The organism is Corynebacterium sp. HMSC076D02 (assembly GCF_001813815.1).
Taxonomy (GTDB): Bacteria; Actinomycetota; Actinomycetes; order Mycobacteriales; family Mycobacteriaceae; genus Corynebacterium; species Corynebacterium simulans.
In genome coordinates, this window is sequence record NZ_KV814082.1 from 344,995 (window position 1) to 365,396 (window position 20,402).

At 59.1% G+C, this 20,402-nt stretch carries 19 protein-coding genes; 5 read left to right on the forward strand and 14 right to left on the reverse strand.

The window, feature by feature from the left end:
• Together HMPREF2935_RS12225 and lspA are read right to left on the reverse strand one after the other, a co-directional pair.
• Positions 1-823 (reverse strand): RluA family pseudouridine synthase (locus HMPREF2935_RS12225; protein ID WP_070733404.1); only part of this gene is annotated, 823 nt, incomplete at its 3' end.
• A complete protein-coding gene (gene lspA, locus HMPREF2935_RS12230) occupies positions 807-1,292 on the reverse strand; it encodes a signal peptidase II (protein ID WP_070733410.1) in 486 nt (161 codons plus the stop codon). The genes HMPREF2935_RS12225 and lspA, both read right to left, overlap by 17 nt.
• Positions 1,293-1,366: 74 nt before the next feature.
• Between lspA and HMPREF2935_RS12235 the strand changes: the two genes are divergently transcribed.
• Positions 1,367-2,326 carry a hypothetical protein gene (locus tag HMPREF2935_RS12235; protein WP_061923433.1) on the forward strand — a complete coding sequence of 320 codons (960 nt, stop codon included), beginning with the start codon at positions 1,367-1,369 and terminating at the stop codon, positions 2,324-2,326.
• A gap of 48 nt (positions 2,327-2,374) precedes the next feature.
• Here the strand turns inward: HMPREF2935_RS12235 and HMPREF2935_RS12240 are convergent, their stop codons facing one another.
• Positions 2,375-3,019: a WKL family lipoprotein gene (locus HMPREF2935_RS12240; RefSeq protein WP_070456004.1), complete on the reverse strand. Its 645-nt coding sequence runs from the start codon at positions 3,017-3,019 to the stop codon at positions 2,375-2,377.
• Between the two features lie 168 nt (positions 3,020-3,187).
• Between HMPREF2935_RS12240 and HMPREF2935_RS12245 the strand changes: the two genes are divergently transcribed.
• On the forward strand, positions 3,188-4,105 hold the full coding sequence (locus tag HMPREF2935_RS12245) for an asparaginase (protein ID WP_061923439.1): 918 nt from the start codon (positions 3,188-3,190) through the stop codon (positions 4,103-4,105).
• A gap of 2 nt (positions 4,106-4,107) precedes the next feature.
• Here the strand turns inward: HMPREF2935_RS12245 and HMPREF2935_RS12250 are convergent, their stop codons facing one another.
• Positions 4,108-5,535 (reverse strand): DNA polymerase IV, encoded by a 1,428-nt coding sequence (locus HMPREF2935_RS12250; RefSeq protein WP_070733483.1) that lies wholly within the window; start codon positions 5,533-5,535, stop codon positions 4,108-4,110.
• Positions 5,536-5,703: 168 nt separating this feature from the next.
• Here HMPREF2935_RS12250 and HMPREF2935_RS12255 point away from each other — a divergent pair, with 168 nt between their 5' ends.
• Positions 5,704-6,345: a GntR family transcriptional regulator gene (locus HMPREF2935_RS12255; RefSeq protein WP_061923442.1), complete on the forward strand. Its 642-nt coding sequence runs from the start codon at positions 5,704-5,706 to the stop codon at positions 6,343-6,345.
• Positions 6,346-6,476: 131 nt separating this feature from the next.
• Positions 6,477-7,661 carry an MFS transporter gene (locus tag HMPREF2935_RS12260; RefSeq protein WP_061923445.1) on the forward strand — a complete coding sequence of 395 codons (1,185 nt, stop codon included), beginning with the start codon at positions 6,477-6,479 and terminating at the stop codon, positions 7,659-7,661.
• A 359-nt stretch (positions 7,662-8,020) separates the two neighbouring features.
• Here the strand turns inward: HMPREF2935_RS12260 and ileS are convergent, their stop codons facing one another.
• The gene (ileS, locus tag HMPREF2935_RS12265; RefSeq protein WP_070733412.1) at positions 8,021-11,197 is read right to left on the reverse strand and encodes an isoleucine--tRNA ligase; all 3,177 of its coding nucleotides are present in this window, start codon (positions 11,195-11,197) and stop codon (positions 8,021-8,023) included.
• Positions 11,198-11,542: 345 nt separating this feature from the next.
• Here ileS and HMPREF2935_RS12270 point away from each other — a divergent pair, with 345 nt between their 5' ends.
• Positions 11,543-12,568, forward strand: a complete 1,026-nt coding sequence (locus HMPREF2935_RS12270; protein WP_070733413.1) for an HNH endonuclease signature motif containing protein — start codon at positions 11,543-11,545, stop codon at positions 12,566-12,568.
• Between the two features lie 57 nt (positions 12,569-12,625).
• On the opposite strand, the gene HMPREF2935_RS12275 is transcribed toward HMPREF2935_RS12270, so the two are convergent.
• The 9 genes from HMPREF2935_RS12275 to murC all read right to left on the reverse strand — a co-directional run bounded on the left by HMPREF2935_RS12275 (position 12,626) and on the right by murC (position 20,366).
• Complete coding sequence (locus tag HMPREF2935_RS12275) at positions 12,626-12,826, reverse strand: hypothetical protein (RefSeq protein ID WP_061923455.1); 201 nt, start codon at positions 12,824-12,826, stop codon at positions 12,626-12,628.
• Between the two features lie 59 nt (positions 12,827-12,885).
• Positions 12,886-14,043, reverse strand: coding sequence for a DivIVA domain-containing protein (locus tag HMPREF2935_RS12280; RefSeq protein ID WP_062043973.1), 1,158 nt, complete (start codon positions 14,041-14,043; stop codon positions 12,886-12,888).
• Between the two features lie 235 nt (positions 14,044-14,278).
• A complete protein-coding gene (locus HMPREF2935_RS12285; protein ID WP_070733415.1) occupies positions 14,279-14,569 on the reverse strand; it encodes a YggT family protein in 291 nt (96 codons plus the stop codon).
• Positions 14,570-14,695: 126 nt separating this feature from the next.
• Positions 14,696-15,133, reverse strand: a complete 438-nt coding sequence (locus HMPREF2935_RS12290; protein WP_061923465.1) for a cell division protein SepF — start codon at positions 15,131-15,133, stop codon at positions 14,696-14,698.
• Positions 15,134-15,239: 106 nt separating this feature from the next.
• Complete coding sequence (locus HMPREF2935_RS12295) at positions 15,240-15,935, reverse strand: YggS family pyridoxal phosphate-dependent enzyme (RefSeq protein ID WP_062043967.1); 696 nt, start codon at positions 15,933-15,935, stop codon at positions 15,240-15,242.
• On the reverse strand, positions 15,936-16,664 hold the full coding sequence (gene pgeF / locus HMPREF2935_RS12300) for a peptidoglycan editing factor PgeF (protein WP_061923470.1): 729 nt from the start codon (positions 16,662-16,664) through the stop codon (positions 15,936-15,938).
• Between the two features lie 31 nt (positions 16,665-16,695).
• Positions 16,696-18,018 carry a cell division protein FtsZ gene (ftsZ, locus tag HMPREF2935_RS12305; protein ID WP_070733417.1) on the reverse strand — a complete coding sequence of 441 codons (1,323 nt, stop codon included), beginning with the start codon at positions 18,016-18,018 and terminating at the stop codon, positions 16,696-16,698.
• 250 nt (positions 18,019-18,268) lie between these two features.
• Positions 18,269-18,919 (reverse strand): cell division protein FtsQ/DivIB, encoded by a 651-nt coding sequence (locus HMPREF2935_RS12310; RefSeq protein WP_062038236.1) that lies wholly within the window; start codon positions 18,917-18,919, stop codon positions 18,269-18,271.
• On the reverse strand, positions 18,912-20,366 hold the full coding sequence (murC, locus tag HMPREF2935_RS12315) for a UDP-N-acetylmuramate--L-alanine ligase (protein WP_070733419.1): 1,455 nt from the start codon (positions 20,364-20,366) through the stop codon (positions 18,912-18,914). The genes HMPREF2935_RS12310 and murC overlap by 8 nt, the downstream gene beginning before the upstream one ends.
• Positions 20,367-20,402: the final 36 nt, after the last annotated feature.

Sequence of the window (20,402 nt, forward strand, 5' to 3'; positions counted from 1 at the left end):
CCGCATGCAGCCACTGCCTAACCAGCCGCAGGCGCTTGGCCAGGTTCGGATCGCAGCCATACATGGGATCGCCCACGCAGGGATGCCCCGTTGCCGCCATGTGCACGCGAATCTGGTGGGTGCGCCCAGTTTCTAGGTGTACCTCGAGCAGGCTGGCCTCGCGAAAGGCTTCAAGTAGCTTGTAGTGGGTCACGGCGTGCTTGCCATCGTCTACCACCGCAAACTTCCAGCCGGAGGAGGGATGGCGGCCAATCGGCGCATCGATGGTTCCCACAATCGGGTCCGGGAGGCCCTGGACCACCGCGTGATAGGTCTTGGTCACGGTGCGTTCTTTAAACGCTGCCTTCAGCTGCGAATAGGCGCGCTCACTTGCGGCCACCACCATCACGCCCGAGGTGCCGACGTCAAGGCGGTGGACGATGCCCTTGCGTTCGGTAGGCCCCGCGTCGGCAAGCTGGTAGCCCGCCGCGCGCAAACCGCCGATGACCGTGGGGCCTTCCCAGCCCAGCGTCGGATGCGCTGCCACGCCCACCGGCTTGTGCACGCAGATGACATCGTCATCGGCATAGAGCACATCCATGCCCTCGACGAGTTCTTCCTTCGGAATCAGCGGCTCCTCCGGCGCGGGCATCATGACGTCAATCCAGCCGCCTGCCTCCAAGCGGTCGGACTTGGCTACCGCAGCACCGTCCATCTCGACGTCGCCAGCCATGCACAAATCCGCAGCCTTTGCCCGGGAGATACCGATGAGCTTGGCCAAGGCGGCGTCGGCACGCATGCCCTCGAGGCCTTCTGGAATCGGAAGTCTACGACTCTCGCGCATCGCCACCTGCCTTTTCTGCTTGCTTCTTTGTATCTTCCAGCAACATCGCCACAATGAATACCACTACGCCGCAGGTAATCGAGGCATCCGCCAGATTAAATACTGCGAACCGTCCCACGGAGATGTAATCCACTACATGACCAAACCAAAAGCCCGGCTCGCGGAAGAGTCGGTCGATGAGGTTACCCAGCGCGCCGCCGGCGATCATGGCTAAGCTCACGGCCTGCCATTTGTCCTTCATCCGCGGCGCCGCGATAGCCACGCCCACGACGAATGCCAGCTGAATGGTGGTAAACAGCCAAGTACTGCCCTCGCCGCCCATAGAAAAGGCCGCGCCGGGGTTAAACAGAAGGTAGAAGCGGAACCATCCGCCGATAATATTCATCGGCTCCCCCTCAGTGAGGATGGACAGCATTATTTGCTTTACTGCTTGGTCAATGACGGCCACCGCGGTAACTACCGCGGCCATCAGCCCAACGAAACTCCTTCTTTTTGACTCACCCAAGTCATTCTAAACACCCGCTTCCGGTAATTTGGAATGCTGTGTTCCGTGTTAAAGCTTTAGCCACCGTTTCTGTCCTCGCGCTCGCCGCCTCACCGCTTAGCGCCTGCTCCTATGAAAAGCCTGCGCCAACCGTTGAGCAGCCGGTGGGCCTGCCAATCGACGCCCCGCGCATCACCGTCGAATCCGCAGGCAGCGGAGAAAAGCGGGTGCTTTCCTACCACGACATCGATGCCGAGCAGAAAGTCACCTATTCCGTAACCGAGGGCTTTAGCCAGGACCTGATGAAGTCAACAGCTGCCAAGGACTTCAATGCCTCCAAGATTAAGGCGGCCACCACGACGCTGCCGCTAGAGGCCAGCGTCGATGAGGCTACCGAGAACGTCGAGGGCCAGCTGCCTGCTACCCGCAACGTTTTTGCCACCAGCGGCACGCCGGAATACTCCGGGGATGCTGATGCTTCCTCCGGCGAGGGATTCCAGTTTGGCTGGCGTGCCGAGGACTCGGGCCAGATGTCTTCGCTGCGCTTGGCCGCGCCACAAGACGGCACCGACGAGGCCCGTGGCATTACTGAACAGGCCATCATGAAGCTGACTTCCCTACCTGTAGTCTTCCCGGACGAGGAAATCGGCAAGGGCGCAAAGTGGTCAGTGGAATCCCGCGTGGCCGGCGAGTCCACTTTGCTGCAAACCGCAACTTATACGCTGGATGAGCAGGACGGCGACGTCGTCAAGCTCAGTGTTTCTGTAAAGCAGCGCCCATCCCTGGGCGCGCTGTCTTTCGAAGGGCAAGCCGCGGGCACGGAGCTGGCTGATAAAGAGCTCAAGGTCATGGACTCCACAACCGATTCCTCTGGCCAGCTGACCGTGGACCTATCGCAGCCGCTGCCAACCGACGGCGAGGTGGCCATCGACACCAAAATCACCTACGGCGCCGACTCCTCCGACCTGCGCGTGGTGCAGTCCACCACCACAGATCTGAAGTTCTCCCCAGCTAAGTAGTTCCCGGCTTCGAGTTTTAGCTCTTCTTTTCTAGCGCTTGTTCGCTTGTTACTGCGCCGGCTGCTCGGCTGGCGCACCTTCTGCCGGCTGCTCGGCGGGTTGTTCTGCCGGAGCGCCCTCTGTTGGCTGCTCGGCCGGAGCGTTTTCTGCCGGCGCACCTGCAGCGCCGCCTGCGGTATCCGCGCACATCGGCGGGACTTGCTCTGGCGGCACGATGTTGGAAACCAAGATGCAGGCCCAGTTCTTCGACAGCTTCCAGTCGCCGTTTTCGAAGACAAACTCAACCTGGTCTGCGGTCTGGCCCTGGCCATCCGGGGTAGAGAAGTTAACGGTAGCCAGCGCGGATTCTGGGCTGTAGCCCGGCAGCACTGGGTCGACGACCTCAAAAACTGCGCCGGACTCTGCCTGGGAGGCTGCCATGACGTCGAAAAGCTCTGGCGCCTCCTCGGAGCCTTGCACGGTCTTGGTCTTTTCCTCGACCGGCACGTTCGGGTCGGTGGCCTTGGTCAGGATGGCGTTGAGGGCAGCTGCATCCGGAATCTCAGTGGAGGCAATTGAGGTCTCCTCTGCACTCGAGGACTTCTCAGCAGATGATGGTTTTGCCTTGTCAGCTTCATCGGAAGAAGAGCAGGCAGCCAAAGCGGTAGCAGCACTAACGGCCATGAGAGCGGCCCCGAGCTTGGTGAACTTCACTTTTTCTCCTCACGTTGGGTGGCGCGACTTCGCATCTTAGCGCGCGATAATTGTCGCTTTTCTTCACACCACATTACCCACGCCACTTCCATTTCCGTGCGCCCCGCGCCCGCCAACACCATCTTTTTCGCTACTAATACCCCGCCGCTAATCGCTAGGGTGGAGTCCATGACTATCGCGCTTATCGCCACCGGCGGCACCATCGCCTGCACCGCGGCCGCGGACGGCTCGCTCATTCCAACAGTCACCGGCCAGGAACTGGCCCGTAGCCTTTCGGCAGACATTGAAGTCATCGAATTCCGCCAACTCGACTCCAGCTCCATCACCTTGGCGGATCTCGATGAGCTGCTCGGCACCGTCCACGTGCAACTCACCCGCACCGACATCGACGGCATCCTCATCACCCATGGCACGGATTCCATGGAAGAAACCGCCATGGCGCTTTCCATTTTTGATCCGGGCACAAAGCCCGTTGTTCTCACAGGCGCGCAGCGGTCTTTCGATCATCCCGGAGGCGACGGTCCGCGCAACCTCCACGACAGCCTGCACCTCATCGAGCAAGGAACCCCCGGTGTTTATATCCAGTTCGGAGGCATGACCATCCCGGCGCGCGGGGCACGCAAGAACCACACCTTTCATCTCAACGGCTTTGAATCGATGCCCGTTGGCGAATCCAATCTCTTTCCCCTACCGCTTGCCCCACTCGCACCACACCCGGTTGCCATCCTTGCCGCGTACCCCGGCGCTGACGCCACGCTTGTCGACGCCGCCATTCCCCACTTTTCGGGCCTCGTCATCGAGGCGCTCGGTTCCGGAAACATGGGCGAAGGTATGGGCGAAGGCGTAGCGCGCGCACTCGAAGCAGGCCTTCCCGTTGCCATCAGCACCCGCGTGCCCTACGGCACTACTTCCCTCGCCTACGGCGGCTCCGGGGGTGGTGCAACGCTTGCCGATAAAGGCGCGGTTAGTGCTGGCGCTTTCCGCCCCGGTCAAGCGCGAATCCTTCTCGCCGCCGCCCTCGCCACCGGCACTCCCGTCTCCGAAGTTTTCGCCGCCAAAGCAGCGCCGAAACAATACTCGCGCTAGCTTTACACAGCGCCTGACTCAGTGCCTGGTTCAGCATCCGGATCAGCGTCCTGCACAAACCACTCCGGCCATGCCAAAGAATCAAGTGGGTCCCCGGGCATTAGATCCGGATCATCAGCAGCAAAGGATTTGGTGCGGCCGGGGCCTGTCGCACGCGTTTCAAACCGCACGCTGACCACACCGTGACCGGCGCCCTGAATCCAGCCGTGGCCATAATCGGGATGATAAACGTCTTGCGTTGCCCGCCACGTGCTATCGGGTTCGTCCTCGATGCTTACTTCCACGCGCCCCTCATCAAATGCGTTATCCGAAACTCCGGCCTCGTAGTCATCGTCCGCTTTACTCGGCGGGCGCACCACCACGCGGTCCAGCTCAGGAAAGAGTACGTCTTGGCGCGCGGCCTCCAAGCCCGAATAGCTCACGCCCACCAAACGAATCGGACCAAGCTCATCGGGATAGCGCGCGAGCTTGAATGCCGTTGCTTTTAAGGTTTCCACATCATCCGTGGCATAAGGAAGCGTGGCCGAGCGCGATTCGATGTGGAAATCTGCCATCCGCAGTTTGACGGAGACGGTGCGGGCACCGCGGCCGTCGCGAAGCAAGCGCCGATGCGCGCCCTCCGCCGCCCTCACAATCGCAGCGTCTACCTCCGCTACCGTGAGCAAATCCTTAGGATAGGTATGCTCCGTGGAAATCTGCTTGGCCACTGCGCGCGGGGCCACCGCCCTGTCGTCGATGCCTTGAGCGAGCTTCCACAAACCCACACCAATCGTCGCGCCTAAAGAAATCTCCACTTCTTTTTGCGACATCGCCGCCAGCTGCCCGATGGTCTCCACACCGATAGCCGCGAGCTTCGTCCTCGTTACAGGCCCTACGCCCCACAGCTTTCCCACCGGCATGGGGTGGAGAATCTCCAACTGTTTTTCTGCTGGAATCACAAACGTGCCGTCCGGCTTCGCCTCCCCAGAACCAATCTTGGCAAATTGCTTACCCGAACCCGCCCCAATCGAACTCGGCAGGCCAGTCTCCGCACGAATCAGCTCCCGCAGGTTATCTGCCCATTCTTTTACTTCTTCTGGGCTCGCGCCGATCAAAGCTTCAGGCTCCATAAAGGCCTCATCAACGGAAAGCTGCTCTATAACTCCCACGTGTTCCGCGAGAATCTTAAACACTCTTTTCGACGCCGCCGAGTACACCACGTGCCGCGGCTGCACCACCACTCCGCGCAGACCAACCAGCTGCTGGGCGCGGAAAGTGGGCATAGCTGAGTGGGCGCCGAACGCGCGGGCCTCATAGGATGCGCCCGCCACGACGCCGCGCCCGCCGACGCCCGCGACCAACACCGGGCGCCCACGCAACGTCGGCCGGGTCAGCTGCTCGACGGACGCGAAGAAAGCGTCCATGTCGATGTGTAAAACCCAACGCTGCATGCGCCCCATTTTAGAACATGCGTCCTAAATGTCATGCACTGCCCAGCTTTCTAGCATGGAAAACACGCGAAAAGTCTTGCAGATCTCATAAAGCACGAAGGTGATCACCGCCTCACTAATAGCACGATTTTTTAGACAACGCTCGTGGCTTGTATGCAAGATGAATGCATGTCGAATGCAAGTACGCCAGCCGCCGAGCGCGCCTATGAATGGGTCAAGCGTGCAATCATCGAAGGTGACATTGCCGAATCCGAGATGCTCTCCGAGGCAGTCATCGCTTCAGAGCTCGGGATGAGCAGGACTCCCATGCGCGAGGCCTTCCTCCGCTTGGAAGTTGAGGGCTTTTTGAAGCTCTATCCCAAACGCGGCGCGCTGGTGGTCCCGATCAGCCCGCGCGAGATTCGCGAGGTCTACGAGGCGCGCCTGCTTGTCGACGCCCACTCCGCCCGCCATATCTGCGCCCTCCCCGCCGCAGAGCGCGCCGTCATTGCTGATCGCCTCGATGCGACCATCGCGGAACAAGACGCCGCGCTCAACGCCGGTGACCTGCGCACATACGCCCACCTCGATGCGCGTTTCCACCAAACCATCATGGACAACGGCGGCAATAGCCTGCTTGCCCATCTCGGTCACACGCTGCGCGAGCGTCAGCAGCGCTTCACAGCCACGGCAATTGGCCGCAATGTGGAGCGAGCGCGTGGCTTCGTCGCCCAGCACCGCCTGCTTGCCGAAGCCCTCCGCCACGGCAACTACTCCACCTACCTCACCGAACTCGAAGACCACCTGACTACTTCTAGGAATCAACTGTGACCGCTCAAACCTCAACATCCACATCGTCGCTTTCCCATGTGCCCGCGACTGAGTCCGTGCCTAGCGCATCGCCGGCGCCGGCGGTGTTGCCTTCGTTTAGGCCTCATTCGTGGTTTCCCGTCGCCGGTTCAATGGTGGCGGTCGCGTGGGGCGGCAACGAGTTCACCCCATTGTTGGTGATGTACCGCGAGACTTCGCACTTTTCACAGGTGACCGTAAATGGTTTGCTCGCGGCATATGTCTTAGGAATCGTCCCCGCGTTGCTTGTGGGAGGCCCGCTATCCGACCTCATCGGCCGCAAGCCTACTCTCCTGCCGGCCGCGCCTTTGTCGCTGCTGGGATCTTTCCTGCTGTCCATCGCTCCGCATGAGCCGCTTATCATCGCGCTAGGTCGCGTGCTGTGTGGCATGGCGCTGGGCCTTGTTATGGCGGTGGGTTCCACGTGGATTACCGAGCTTGTCTCCCGGGCTGGAGGGGACCCCGCAGCCGGTGCAAGAAAAGCTTCGCTGTGCCTTACCATCGGATTCTTGGTAGGCGCCGGAATTGCCTCGGTACTGGCGCAATGGGGCCCTTGGCCCACGCACTTAGCTTATATCCTGCACATTCTGCTGACTCTCGCGACTGCGGTTTGGCTGACGTATACTCCGGAAACTCGTGAGCCACGCCACGGTACGGTAAAGACCACAATCTTGGAGCTGAAGGTTCGCGAGATGCTCGAAATGCTGCATATCCCGGCCGCCGCTCACAAGCGCTTCCTGCGCGTGGTCGTTCCCGTTGCCCCGTGGGTATTCGGATGTGCCGGTGCCGCCTATGCCTTGCTCCCGCAGTTGCTCGCCACGTCTGCGGGGCAAACGCCCATTGCGTTCTCCGGCCTCATGACCGTCATTACTTTAGGCTGCGGCGTTGGCGTGCAAATGCTCGGACGCCTCATCGATACCCATAAGTCCGCCCGAGCATCCGCGATCGCCATGGCGGTTATTACGCTCGGGGCTTTCGTCGCGGCCTTCGCAGCGCAGACGTTGTCGCTGCCTTTGGGCATCGCCGCTGCCGCCACGATGGGCGCTGGCTACGGCCTCGCCCTTGTCGCCGGACTCTCCGAGGTCCAGCGGATCGCCGGTGAAGAGGAGCTGGCAGGCCTCACCGCCGTGTACTACTCCATCTCCTATACCGGCTTCTTCATCCCTATGGCGTTTAGCGCGCTATCGGCCTACATCGGATTTACGAAGCTTTTCATCATCGGCAGCATTTTGGCCATTTTGTGTCTAATCAACGTCACCATTGCCTGGCGCGCGCACCTGCCCGGCGCACAGCGCTGACTTTGCGCACTGTGGCCTAAATAGTCACCTCCGCATCAAGAAAGGCGAATTCATAGTATCCATACGCCGCGAGACGATTTACCTTCTCGCGGCTACCCACAGACAATGCCAAATGATTCCACCCAGCCGAAGCTAGCCGCTTTTCATGGCCTAGTCGCGCCATGATTTCGAAACGGGCACCGTCTTCGAAACTCAGAAAATAGGCCTTTAGCCCTGTACGTACATGGACATGTGTTCGATTCGCATACCTGCAAATCTACATAGAAAAATACCCGGTTAACTGGCCAAAAGAAACGCGCCCGGAAGGAGACACTATCTCCTTCCGGGCATTATTCACTTAAGCTCTGACATCCAGGTGTCTATACGTTCGTGCGCGCGACGGTCGCGGTGACGTCCTTGACCACCTTGTGGCCTTCGAGAGGCTCGGTAACCACATTGAACTCGGTGGCCAGAACCTCGGCCGCAATGTGCTCCGCGTGACGCTGTGCCCATTCTTCCTTCTCGGCCGGAACGGACAGGACAACGCTGATGCGGTCATAGACTTCAAAGTCCTCGGCTTTACGGGCATCCTGCAGGCCGCGGATGACGTCGGCGGCCCAGCCTTCTGCCTCGAGCTCCTCGGTCACCTCGGTGTCCAAGACCACGAGGCCATCGATGCCGTCGATACGCGCCGTCGATGCCGGGTTCGCCGCCTGCAGACGCTCGGTGTACTCATCAGCGCCCAGAACGATATCGCCGTCAACGACAACCTCGTCACCACGGCGCTCGTAATTACCCGCCTTCAGGTTCTTGATTGCGCGCTGGACGTCCTTGCCCAAGCGCGGACCCGCGATTTTTGCATTACAGACAACCTCGAAGGTGCCCACGGAATCGACGTCGTCGGTCAGAACGACATCCTTCACGTTGACCTCATCGCGGATGATGTCCGCAAAGTCAGCGAGCTGCGCGGAATCAGCCATGGCCACGGTCAGCTTCGGCAGCGGCAGGCGGTTACGCAGCTTGTTGGACTTACGCACACTCGATGCTGCGGAAGCTACCGCACGCACCGCGTCCATCGCGGAAACCAGCTCCGCATCAGCCGGGTAATCCTCAGCCTTCGGGTAGCTAGCCAGGTGCACGGAGCGCTCACCGGTCAAGCCGCGGTAGATGACCTCAGCCACGTGTGGCAGCAGCGGAGCCACCACGCGGGTGACAGTCTCCAGCACGGTGTAGAGGGTGTTAAAGGCCTCTGCGTGCTCTTCCTCGCCCGACCAGAAGCGGTCACGCGAGCGACGCACGTACCAGTTGGTCAGCACGTCCGCGAAGTGACGCACCTCCTCCGTCGCCGCAGCGATATCAGTATTCGCCAGCGCCGCATCGGTATGCTCCACCAAGTCATGGGTCTTAGCCAGGATGTAGCGGTCAAGAACATTGCCCGAAGTGACATCAAACTTCGCCTCGCGGCTCGCGTAGAGCTGCAGGAAGGTATACGCATTCCAGATCGGCAAAATAGCCTGGCGCACGCCCTCGCGGATGCCCTGCTCCGTGACGATCAGATTGCCGCCGCGCAGAATCGGGCTGGACATCAAGAACCAGCGCATCGCATCCGAACCATCGCGGTCAAAGACCTCGTTGACGTTCGGGTAGTTGCCCTTAGACTTCGACATCTTCAGACCATCATTGCCCAAGACGATGCCGTGAGCGACGACCTTCTTATACGCCGGACGGTCAAACAGCGCCGTAGACAGTACGTGCATCACGTAGAACCAACCACGCGTCTGGCCCGAGTACTCCACGATGAAGTCAGACGGCGAATGCGTCTCGAACCACTCTTTGTTCTCAAACGGGTAGTGCTTTTGTGCAAACGGCATCGAACCAGACTCGAACCAGCAATCCAGCACGTCCGGCACACGAACCATCATGGACTTGCCCGTCGGGTCATCCGGGTTCGGGCGGGTCAGCTCATCGATGTATGGGCGGTGCAAGGAGGTAGGACGCACGCCGAAGTCTGCCTCCAGCTCATCCAAAGAACCGTAGACATCAACGCGCGGGTACTCCGGGTTATCGGAAACCCACGCCGGAATCGGTGCACCCCAGTAGCGAGTACGAGAGATGTTCCAATCTCGTGCGCCTTCCAGCCACTTACCGAACTGGCCATCGCGGATATGCTCCGGCAACCACTCGATTTCGTTGTGGTTTAGCTCCACCATGCGGTCACGGAACTCGGTCACCTTCACAAACCACGCCGGCATTGCCTTGTAAATAAGAGGCTCGCCCGAACGCCAAGAGTGCGGGTAGGAGTGCTCAATCGTCACGTGGCGAACCACGCGGCCAGCAGCTTTAAGATCCTTGATGATGTCCTTGTTCGCATCGAAGACCAACTGGCCCTCATACGGCGGAACCTGCGAGGTAAACTCGCCGTCCTCATCCACTGGGATGGCAAGTTCGATGCCGTACTTCTGGCAGGTCAACATATCGTCCTCACCAAAGGCTGGAGCCTGGTGAACCACGCCGGTGCCGTCTTCAGTGGTGACGTAATCTGCAAGGATGACCTGGTAGGCGTTCTCCAGATCTGGGAAGAAACCGAAGATCGGCTGGTAGGTAAAGCCTTCCAACTGATTGCCCTGGAAAGTTTCGAGGACTTCTACCTCGCCGAGTTCCTTAGCCAACGTCGCCGTCAAAGCCTCGGCCATGATGAACGTGTGGCCCGCGAAGTCGCCATCCGTAGCTTTGAACAGGACATAGTTAACCTCAGGGTGGACCGCCAATGCAGCATTCGACGGCAAAGTCCAAGGTGTCGTAGTCCAGGCGAGGAAGGAGGCGTCGGCAAGCGCAGGATGTGCGGAAAGCGTCTCCGCAGCCGCCGAATCAGCCTTCGCACCAGTAACCGGGAAAGTCACCGTCAGCGTCGGGTCTTGGCGCATCTTATAAGAATCATCCAGGCGAGTTTCCTGGTTAGACAGCGAAGTATGCTCCGCCCAGGAATAAGGCAGCACGCGGAAGCCCTGGTAGATAAGGCCCTTATCGTAGAGCTCCTTGAAAGCCCACATAACAGATTCCATGTAGTTGATATCGAGCGTCTTGTAGCCGTTCTCGAAATCAACCCAGCGTGCCTGGCGGTTGACGTAGTCTTCCCACTCATCTGCATACTGCATAACGGACTTCTCGCAGTACTCATTGAACTTGGCTAGACCCATGTCCTGAATCTGAGCCTTGTCCGTGATGCCCAGCTGCTTTTCCGCCTCCAACTCAGCCGGCAAGCCGTGGGTATCCCAACCGAAGATACGTGGCACATAATTGCCTGCCATCGTGCGGTAACGAGGGACGATGTCCTTGACGTAGCCGGTCAGGAGGTGACCGTAGTGTGGCAGGCCATTCGCGAAGGGAGGGCCATCATAGAAGATGTACTCAGGACAATCCTTGGTCTGGTCCAAGCTGGCTTTGAAGGTATCGTCTTCCTTCCAGAACTTCTGGACGATTTCCTCCATGTCGGGGAAACGGGTGGAACCACCGGTCATGTCTACCTTGGGGTAGACACCGCCTACGTTTTCGCTCATTAATCTTCCTTCACTCGAGTGCTGGTGCAGGGACGCGCCTTGCGGCTCGCGGTACCACCCTGCTTGGCGCGAAAATGCGCCCGCTTCGTTTCGGTGAAGGAGATTTCGGTCCCACCCGCTCGGTTCTACTTTTAAGCTCTGTGGCTTAGGTTCTTCCGAGATGCTCCCCGGTGATGGCCGGATCATTGCATACGTGAGGAAATTATACCCACGGCGTCAACTTTTCACAGGCTGAGGTTCCCGAGTGGTGCAAATGGATATCAATGAGTCGGTTGAGACAAAGTTATCCACAGGTTGAAAATTGCCCCTTGTGCCTTGTCGATAGGGCTTTTTAGGGTGGGGTTCATGACTTCACTTCAGACATTCTTAGCGGCAATACGCCCAGGCATGGACATCGTGGCTGGGTGCGCAGGGCTGTCTGAAAAGGCTTTGATTTCGGCTGGCGCGCCGGATAAAACGGCACAGCAATTGCTCGCGCTTTACGACGTCTTCTTTGGCCGCTCCGCTTTCCCCCGCCGGCAACGCGATTCCGTGGCCGCGGCGCAAAGGCTTGGCCATTCCCTGCCCACAATCGAAGTTATCGAACGCTACGCAATGCGCGCGAAGACCCAACGTGCGGCGTGGCAGATGCGCGAGGAACTGTGCAATACCAAGGCCGATACCCTCGCGATGGAGCAGCTAGCGAAGAAAAAGCTGAAGGCGCTCAATAGCGAGCGCGAGCCAGAGCAAGGAGTAAAGCTTTATCGCCGCAAGGATAAGCCATGGACTTTGGCGATCACCGGCCCATCGACTTTAATCGCGGATATGCATGCGGCTATCGACCCTGCTTCTCCCCTGGAGTCTTTGGAGAACCTCTTCTTCCCCGCTGCTAAGGACTCAACAAGGGTGTCTAGCGCAACCGGAGAAAGGCCGCGGGTACATACCAACGTCATCGTACAACTGCCCGCGCTGGCAAAGATCTTGCAGGGCGACGGCGAGGAGATAAGCCTGCAAATGACAAACGGCGCCGTCATGTCCGGCGCGGAATTCGTGAGAAGAGCACTGGACTCGTGCCTTGACTTCGCCACACTCGTGCATCCACATGAGGGGCCAGTGAATCTCTATCGCACGAAGCGCTTTGCCAACCACAAGCAAAGACTGATGGCGGGAGCGGAAAATCCCACCTGTGCTTGGCCAGGTTGTAATCACCCGGCAGATACTAGTCAGGTGCATCACTTAAACGCCTGGTCGCAGGGAGGCCCAACGAACATGGCAAATCTTGCGACTTTGTGTCATTACCACAACGGCGTGAACGAGGACGACCCTAACGCCCCGCCGTTACGCGGTAGGTTAGCCAGGGTCGATGGAAAGGTGCGCTGGCAGCGCGGCTAGCAAAAAGGCAACAACCACGACTATATGCAATGCACTGTCAGGGCAATGCGCCACAATCTAGGAGGCAGGGTACTCCCCTGCCTCCTCGTCCTGCGCAAGATCAGGTTTGCGCTTGCGTAGACCGTCTATCACGAACAGCACCATGCCTAGGCCGGCAGAAGCGAAGAGAAGATACAGCGACCAATCAGCTGCAGTCAGAATGAAGTTGACGAGAGCTAGGAAAGCCACGAACGCCAAGACGAGTGCTGCAACAAGCATTTAAACCTCCAGAAAAAGCGCCCTTCCGGATACTCGGAAGGGCGCTTTATAAATAGCTTTTACTTGCCAGCCTCGCCGTTAGGAGCAGCGGTGCCGCGAGTCTCAAGCTCCTCCAGCTGGGACTCCAGCAGGGTCTTCAGACGGGTGCGGTACTCGCGCTCGAAGGTGCGCAGCTCAGCGATACGAGCCTCAAGAGCCGTCTGCTGCTGCTTGACGGTGTTCATGACCTCGGTGTGCTTCTTCTCAGCGTCAGCCTGCAGGGCAGCAGCCTTCTCCTCTGCCTGGCGAATCTGTGCCTCAGCGCGGGAGTTAGCCTCGGACTCGGTCTGCTTTGCCTTAGCCTCAGCCTCGGAAACCAGCTTCTTGGAGCGAGTATCAGCGTCTGCGAGCTGTGCGTCGAACTTCTGCTGAGCGTCTACGAGCTGTGCCTTGGAGCGGGAATCAGCATCGATCAGCTGCTTCTCGGCAGCAGTGCGTGCCTCGGAGAGCATGGACTCGGACTCTGCCTTTGCCTCGGAGGTCAGGCGGTCTGCCATCTCCTGCGCCAAGCCCAGAACGCGAGCTGCCTGCATGTGGGTCTCTGGGGTAGCCAGGCCGTCGGCAGCCTTGGTTGCGGCAGCGCCAACACCTGCACCAGCCAGACCAGAAGCCGCTGCGGTCTTTGCAGAGCCAGCGTTCTTCTTCAGGTCCTCGTTCTCCTTCTTGGAAGCCTCGAGGTCCTTCTTAGCCTGAGTAGCCTCTGCCCGAGCTGCCTCGAGCTCTTGCTTTGCCTTTGCGGCGTCCTCCCGTGCAGCCTTCAGCTCAGCATCGTTGTTCGAGGAAGCAGCAGCCGAAGCCTTAGCGGACTCAGCGTTCTTTGCCTGTTCCTGCGCACGCTTTGCTTCTTCCTTAGCCTTGGCAACTTCATTCTTGGAATCAGCAAGCTTGGTCTCGTACTCAGCGCGCAGCTTGGACTCGATCTCCTTACGGAGGGTAGCTTCGTCTGCACCCGTAGTAGCTGCGGACCCTGCAGCGGCACCCGCTACAGCACCAGCGCCGCCCTTGGACTGCAGCTGCTCTACCTGAGACTGCAGGTCATCATTCTCGTCCTGCAGCTGGGCAAGGGTGTCCTCGACAAGGTCTAGGAACTGGTCGACCTCATCCTCGTTGTAGCCACGCTTGCCAATTGGCGGCTTGCTAAAAGCGACGTTGTGAACATCAGCTGGTGACAGTGGCATTGACTTCTCTTCCCCTTCGAGTCGGTGCAACTCCGGTGGGTCCGGAGTTTTTGGGAGATGTAAACGTATCCCGAGAGTACCTAAATTCTGAACTCAGGTGTCTACACAGGACGCGCTAACAAAGAACTTGTGCGTTTAATTTTACGGAATATCAGTAAAGACTATATCCAAAAGCCCACATTATCTAACGTTGCACGCAGTCTCAACGTTAACGGGAGGTTTTAATACACCCGCACTACAAGAACACTCCAACAACAATCAGTTGCAAGAGCATCAAAATCAGGAACAAAACAAGGATGGACATGTCCAGTGCCACACCACCCAGACGCAGCGGCGGGACCACGCGGCGGAGCGCCTTTACTGGCGGGTCAGTAACTACAAACAGCGGCTCTGCCACCACCATGAACCACCGCGGTGGGTTAAATTGGCGCGAGAAAGACTGAATCATCTCGATGATGATTCGCAGGGCCAAAATCCACGAGAAGATGCGTAGAAGCAGCAACAAACTATATCCGATAATGCTCACCCGCTCGAGCCTATATGAATTACCCCCGTGTTCGGCACTCGGCTCGCTAATGGCGAACGCCGCCCTACCCTTCCCCCACCAACACTTAGAGGAAAGATAAGACGGCGCTACTTTAAAAGCTTCTGCTTAACGCAGGTGCGCTGCGCGCTCGAGCTCCAGGGTGGAGATGCCTGCATCCTTCGGCACGATGGCGAAAACGCGACGGTCGGTGTCCATACCCTTGGTCAGGTTGAGCATGCGACCCTCGAGACCGAAGCACAGGCCAGCAGCAAAGTCAATGAAACGCTTTGCCGACGCCTTGTCCGCATCGGTCAGCTCAAAGACAACGGCGTCGCCATCACGGAACGGTGCGCCGACCTTGGCGGCATCGTTGAAGGAAACGAGGGAAAGCGCGACGATAGTCGGAACGAACTCCTCCTGCGCTGCCGGCTCGAAAGAGCGCGGCGCGTAAGCAGCAGAGCCGTTGGACTCATAGCTGCGCTCGTCTGCGTAGTATGCATCGTCCGCTTCGATGTCCACCGGACCCAGTCCGAAGAACTCTTTCGTCCTATCAATCAATGACATTTCTGGTCTCCCTCTGACCCTAATTGTTGAGCATGTTATTTGGTGCGAATGTTACTCATGTGAAAGCAGTGAATTGCACCCGTGAAATGCGCTTTTGCGTTGCCACTTAACCTAATGGGCGGGGTCCCATGATGCCGGTTCCGACACGCACGATATCGCTTCCCGCGGCAATCGCCACAGCCATATCTGCGCTCATTCCCGCCGACATCAAAAGCTTCCGTCCAAGGCGGCCGCTCACCTCGTCACAGAGCTTGCGAACTCGGGCAAAAACTTCGACGGGGTCCGCATCTAGGGGCGGAACGACCATGAAACCGCGCAGTTCGAGGTTGTCGAGATCCTCCACGAGGCCCACAAGCTCATCGACATCCGCATAGGCTACTCCCCCGCGCGCAGTATCTCCGTCGTGGGAGAGCTGGATGAACACCGGCAGTTTTCCTTCGCGCTCGCCCGCTTGCAGAGCATTGCCGACGCCCCGGTCCAACGCACGCGCAAGCTTTTCCGTATCCAACGAATGCACGCTTTGTGCCCACCGCGCGACGTGATTGGCCTTCTTCGTCTGAATCTGGCCAATCATATGGAAACGCATCTGCGGCAACTCCGCCGCCTTGGCACGGGCTTCTTGTTCGCGGTTCTCGGCGACGTCAGTGATACCAAGCTCGGCGAGAAGCGCGACGTCGGCAGCCGGGTGGAACTTGGTCACCGGCAGCAGTTCGGGCGCAGGACGGCCGGCATTCTTGGCGATTTCTGCGATATCAGCGCGGGTGCGCTCGAGGTTTTCCTGTAATTGCTGCTTGCGTGTCATTTATGCCTCCAACCAAATAACACCGGCTTGGCGTCCGGTAGTGCCTTCGCGGCGGTAAGAAAAGAAGTCGCTGTCTTCGATGGTGCAGCGAGGGTCCGCTTCAATGTTGGTAATTCCCATCCCCATCAGCTGACGGACAAGGCCCTTGCGCACGTCGACGCCCCAGGTGCCCTTCTTTGTGCGGGTCTTCGCCCCGGGCAAATGCTTCTCGACGTCGTTTGCCATAGCCTCAGGCACCTCATAGTTCAGTCCCGATGCGGCGGGGCCGAGAAGAACTTGAATATTGGAGGGGCTCGCGCCCAGCTCGCACATCGTTGTAACCGTGTTGCGAATGATCCCGTTGCGGGCACCGAGCCGACCAGCATGGGCAGCGGCGATAACGCCGGCGGAGATGTCGCTGAGCAATACGGGGGTGCAATCAGCAACCAAAACCCCGAGTCCTAAGCGTTTTTCGGTAGTGACGATTGCATCGGTCGCCGCCACCGGGGTGCCAACATGGCTACGGTCGACGCGCGTAACGGTGTTGGTGTGGAGCTGTTCCATCCACACAATCTCATCGAGCCCGAGAACCCTGGCGAGACGGGCGCGGTTATGGGCGACGTTTGCCGGGTCATCGCCGACGTGGTCGCCTAGGTTGAAAGAGTCGTAAGGCGATGACGAAACCCCGCCCGCACGAGTCGTAAAGACCATGCGAACGGGGCGTTTAGGTGCTTCCTCGTTTACTGGCATGCACTCCAGGTTAGCGCAGTATTTTGCTGCTTTAGCGCATGAAGGACGGCACGTCGAGATCATCATCGCCGTCATCGTGGCGACGGTCGTCACGACGATCTGCCGGGCGGGACAGGCGGTAGTCGTCACGGCGATCTTCACGAGCAAAGCGATCGGAGCTGGTGAACAGACCGTTGGAGGAATGGCGTGGACGGTAGGTCTCAGCCGGCTGCTCCTCGTAACGCGGCTGCGCAGGTTCCTCGTAGCGCGGTTGCTGCTGTACCGGCTGCTGCTGGTGCATTGGCTGCTGTTGTGCCGACTGCTGCACCGACTGCTGTGCCGAAGTTTCCTGGCGGTTATCGAACAGGGAGCCCGGACGCTGCTGCTGCGGCTGGGACGGTGCCGGCTGAGCTGCGGTGGTCATGTTGGCCTGTGCATCAAAGCCGGTGGCGATGATGGTGACGCGGACTTCGTCGCCCAGGTTGTCATCGATGATGGTACCGAAGATGATATTGGCGTCTTCGTCAGCGCGCTCCTCGACCATGGATGCAGCGGCGTTAACCTCATGCAGACCAAGATCAGAGCCGCCGGCGATGGAGAGCAGAACACCCTTTGCGCCTTCCATGGTGGACTCGAGCAGCGGGGAGTTGATTGCCTGCTCAGCGGCATTGAGCGCACGGTTGTCACCGCGTGCAGAGCCGATGCCCATGAGAGCGGAGCCGGCATCGGCCATGACGGAGCGGACGTCGGCAAAGTCGACGTTAATCATGCCCGGGATGGTAATCAGGTTCGTAATACCCTGGACACCGTTGTGCAGGACCTCATCGGCTGCACGGAATGCCTCGACGATGGACAGCTCCTCGCCACCCAGCTGCATCAAGCGGTCGTTCGGGATAACGATGAGCGTGTCGCAGACGTCGCGCAGCTCCTCGATGCCAGACATTGCCTGGCGGGTACGGCGTGCGCCCTCGAACTTGAATGGACGGGTAACAACGCCGACGGTCAGCGCACCCATCTTCTTCGCGATGGAAGCAACGACCGGAGCGGCGCCGGTACCAGTGCCGCCACCCTCACCGGCGGTAACGAAGACCATGTCGGAGCCTTCCAGGGCATCCTCGATCTCAGTCTTGTGGTCTTCTGCGGAGGTCTTGCCAACCTCCGGGTTAGCGCCCGCGCCGAGACCGCGGGTGGCTTCGCGGCCGATATCGAGCTTGGTGTCAGCATCCGAGAAAATCAGCGCCTGGGAGTCGGTGTTAATCGCGACGAACTGAACGCCCTTCAGACCTTCTTCGATCATGCGGTTCACGGCGTTAACGCCGCCGCCGCCGACACCGACGTCCTTGATTTCCGCGAGGTTATTGCTAGTTGAGATCATGTGAGGGGTGCTCACCTTTCACTGTTGGTGCGTAAACGAGGATTTTTATTGCACGCGACTTTTTTCTCACGCGCGGTTATTTCCATCTTTATGGAAGTGCCGTAGTTTTTCACGTACATTTTGCCGCGTGTCGGTACCCTCAAGTTGTAGTTTAGGGTTGCTGACGTGCGGGTTTTCAAATCACAAACGCCCCACGCACCCCACCTGTATGACCAAGATGGGCTCTGCGCAGGGCGTTAAATTCAGACGGCTATTTCGTGGTTACCAATTCGGGGTTTGAAATATTCCACTGCCCGCCTTCCATCTTCAAAACCGTCTCGAAAGCCAAAGCCTTATTGGCGTTATCCTCCGAGGCGCCCCAGAAGACGCTGCGGTCATCCTTCAGGTGGAAGGTCATCGAATACGCGTTTTTAACCTCGAGAGACTTCACCTGTGCGCGCACCGGCTGCGGCAAAGCGGCGACTACCTCCACGGCATCACTCATCTCCTCCGAGCCAGGCTCGGCGCTGCCGGTAATTTCCACTGCGCCCTCCGGCGGGGTGTCCTCGGCGAATTCTTCACCCTCGGCGTCGATAAGCTTGTTCTTATCACGGAAAGCCACCACCTCGTGTTCTGTAATTTCCACGCTCAAAGTGGACGGAAATGCGCGCGATACGGTCGCGGACTTCACCCACGGCAAACGCGCGACTCCCGACGCCGCTCCACGGGCATCCACCCGCACTAGGTTCTCGCCTTTAGCGACACCACTGGCTTCTTCCACCTGCGCTGCATCGACGTGGCTTATGCCATGTACCTCGAAGGAAGAAACCTTGAACACGGGGAACATCCACACGGCAACTGCCGCCAGCACAACGACCGCGACGAGCCCCGTGAGAGAAACCGCAATTGTCTTCTTAGTCATTAAGCGCCTTCAGCTCATCGAGGATCTCCGCGGCCAGCATCGTGACTGAACCCGCGCCGATGGTGAGTACGACATCGCCAGGGCGCACCAGGGACACAACATCTTGAGCCGCCTCCGAGAAGTTCGGTTCGAAAATGACCTTCATCTCTTCCGGCATTTTGTCGGTGATGATGCGGGAGGTAATGCCTTCCACCGGTTGCTCCCGAGCGCCGTAGATGTCGAGGACAACGGCGGCGTCAGCAAGCGCGAGTGCTGCAGCGAACTCCTTGTCGAATTCCATCGTGCGGGAGTACAGGTGCGGCTGGAAGCATGCGATAACGCGCGCCCCCTTGCCTTCTGCCTCTACCTTTTGGCGGGCAGCACCGAGGACTGCGGTGACCTCGGTTGGGTGGTGGGCATAGTCATCGAAGACGCGCACCTCGTGCTCGGTACCGCGGTACTCGAAGCGACGGCGCACACCGGTGAAATCACTAAGGCCCACCGCGAGATCGTCCAGATCGCCGCCGGCCAAGCCGCCCGCGATAAGCGAGGCCAAAGAGTTAAGCACCATGTGATGCCCCGGAATCTGCAGCTCATAGGAGAGCTCTTTCGACTTTCCGCCGGGCAGCGTGACGCGTGCACGGACTTGCATGCCAATGACAGAGACCTGCTCTTCTACTACCTCAGCGGCCAAGGGAATCTCCGGATACTGTGCGGCTGCTTGAGCGCTGCCGTAGCCAAGAACGTTGATTCCGCGGTCAAGGGCGCGTTTACCGGCCTGCGCTGCATGCTCATCCTCCAAGCAGACGACGAGATGTCCGCCGGGCACGATACGATCGGCGAAGTCGTCGAAGACCTGATAATAGGCCTCAGCATTGTGGAAGAAATCCAGGTGGTCCGGCTCGATGTTGGTAATCACCGCGACTTCAGGGCTATAGCGCAGCAAGGAAGCATCGGATTCATCGGCCTCGGCGACAAAGGCGTTGCCAGTTCCGCCATGGGCGTTGGTGCCCGCGCGGTTGAGCTGGCCGCCAATGGCAAAGGAAGGATCAAGACCTGCCTGCTGCATTGCAGAAACAGTCATCGAGGTAGTGGAAGTCTTGCCATGCGTACCGGCGAGGAGCACCTGCTTGTGGCCCTCCATGAGCTCGGCGAGAAGGTCGGAGCGGCGAATCACCGGGATACCGGCCTCGCGGGCGCCGACCAACTCTGGGTTATCCTGCGGGATGGCTGCAAAGGAAGTGACCACGACAGTCGGCTTCTCTCCCGCCAGCTCGAGATTTTCTGCCGCGTGGCCTACCGCAATCTTCACCCCCATGGTGCGCAAAATTTCCACCGGCGTGGACTCCTTAACGTCGGAGCCGGTAACGACGCCACCGCGCGAAGCGAGGATGCGCGCCAGGCCAGACATGCCAGAGCCGCCGATGCCCACCATGTGGACGCGAGTGAGGTCATAAGAGTCAGTCATCTTCTTTAAATTCCTTCAGCTTCAAAGATCTTGCGC

What these genes read in the sequence shown, in the direction of transcription:
- lspA (WP_070733410.1), bottom strand. Translation starts at nt 1,292, where the DNA reads ATGGCCGCGGTAGTTACCGCGGTGGCCGTCATTGACCAAGCAGTAAAG.
- HMPREF2935_RS12245 (WP_061923439.1), top strand. Translation starts at nt 3,188, where the DNA reads ATGACTATCGCGCTTATCGCCACCGGCGGCACCATCGCCTGCACCGCG.
- HMPREF2935_RS12250 (WP_070733483.1), bottom strand. Translation starts at nt 5,535, where the DNA reads ATGCAGCGTTGGGTTTTACACATCGACATGGACGCTTTCTTCGCGTCC.
- HMPREF2935_RS12255 (WP_061923442.1), top strand. Translation starts at nt 5,704, where the DNA reads ATGTCGAATGCAAGTACGCCAGCCGCCGAGCGCGCCTATGAATGGGTC.
- HMPREF2935_RS12260 (WP_061923445.1), top strand. Translation starts at nt 6,477, where the DNA reads ATGGTGGCGGTCGCGTGGGGCGGCAACGAGTTCACCCCATTGTTGGTG.
- ileS (WP_070733412.1), bottom strand. Translation starts at nt 11,197, where the DNA reads ATGAGCGAAAACGTAGGCGGTGTCTACCCCAAGGTAGACATGACCGGT.
- HMPREF2935_RS12270 (WP_070733413.1), top strand. Translation starts at nt 11,543, where the DNA reads ATGACTTCACTTCAGACATTCTTAGCGGCAATACGCCCAGGCATGGAC.
- HMPREF2935_RS12275 (WP_061923455.1), bottom strand. Translation starts at nt 12,826, where the DNA reads ATGCTTGTTGCAGCACTCGTCTTGGCGTTCGTGGCTTTCCTAGCTCTC.
- HMPREF2935_RS12280 (WP_062043973.1), bottom strand. Translation starts at nt 14,043, where the DNA reads ATGCCACTGTCACCAGCTGATGTTCACAACGTCGCTTTTAGCAAGCCG.
- HMPREF2935_RS12290 (WP_061923465.1), bottom strand. Translation starts at nt 15,133, where the DNA reads ATGTCATTGATTGATAGGACGAAAGAGTTCTTCGGACTGGGTCCGGTG.
- HMPREF2935_RS12295 (WP_062043967.1), bottom strand. Translation starts at nt 15,935, where the DNA reads ATGACACGCAAGCAGCAATTACAGGAAAACCTCGAGCGCACCCGCGCT.
- pgeF (WP_061923470.1), bottom strand. Translation starts at nt 16,664, where the DNA reads ATGCCAGTAAACGAGGAAGCACCTAAACGCCCCGTTCGCATGGTCTTT.
- ftsZ (WP_070733417.1), bottom strand. Translation starts at nt 18,018, where the DNA reads ATGATCTCAACTAGCAATAACCTCGCGGAAATCAAGGACGTCGGTGTC.
- HMPREF2935_RS12310 (WP_062038236.1), bottom strand. Translation starts at nt 18,919, where the DNA reads ATGACTAAGAAGACAATTGCGGTTTCTCTCACGGGGCTCGTCGCGGTC.
- murC (WP_070733419.1), bottom strand. Translation starts at nt 20,366, where the DNA reads ATGACTGACTCTTATGACCTCACTCGCGTCCACATGGTGGGCATCGGC.